General features: G+C 32.5%; 1 protein-coding gene and 1 pseudogene. Both read right to left on the reverse strand.

Features of this window, described 5'->3' with window-relative positions; all coding sequences use genetic code 11:
- Positions 1-566 (reverse strand): nucleoside-diphosphate sugar epimerase/dehydratase (locus AACQ38_RS23755; protein WP_445260642.1); only part of this gene is annotated, 566 nt, incomplete at its 3' end.
- Positions 567-575: 9 nt separating this feature from the next.
- A pseudogene (locus tag AACQ38_RS23760) lies at positions 576-767 on the reverse strand (sugar transferase); the annotation flags it as partial.

Raw genomic sequence — 767 nt, forward strand, 5'->3', positions numbered from 1 at the left:
AAGACATAAACTCCATGAATAGATAAATTGTGTAATTTAGCATTGTCATCAACAAAAGCAATCGGGTTGAATTCTCTATGTTCTCTTAATATGGGTAACAGTTGCCGGCCAGATTCTCCTGCTCCGTATATGATAACCGGAGCACCTTTATATTTTAGTAAATTACGTAGCGTTCTATAGATAAATCTTGTACCGCAGAGTGAGATAACCAGAAAAGAGAAGTAGATAATCGGTACAGTTCTGGGTAAAAAGGCTTGTTGGTATAAGGAAATTGCAGTCAATAGTAGAGTAGATAGAAATGAACCAATAATGGCCCATTTCAATATACTCATGTTGACATATTTTAATATCGATCTATAAAAGCCAATTCTTAAGAAAATAAATAGTGTGAAAGGTATGGTGAATATAATGGTTAACCAATGCTGTAAACTGTAAATGGGCACTTCTCTATCAAGGCGTAGCCACATGCTCAGCCAGTATGAAATAATAATGATAAATATATCTACAATCAGAAGGACGATGGTTTTAATTAATCTGTCTTGGTTGAAAAATATTCTCTTGTTCATAATGGTTAATTACCTAAAAACTACTTTGTAAATTGTTTTGAAAATAATCTTCAGGTCATAGAAAAATGACTTTTTATCTATGTATTCTAAGTAGTACTTGGCTTTTATCGGCATAATAATATCGATATAAGCCTGATGAGGATCTTTATATTGGCTTAATATCTGGTTTTCATCGATCATTTCTATAGAAGCCAAATCTGT

It is taken from the genome of Photorhabdus sp. RW14-46 (assembly GCF_963887965.1).
In the GTDB taxonomy this organism is placed as follows: domain Bacteria; phylum Pseudomonadota; class Gammaproteobacteria; order Enterobacterales; family Enterobacteriaceae; genus Photorhabdus; species Photorhabdus laumondii.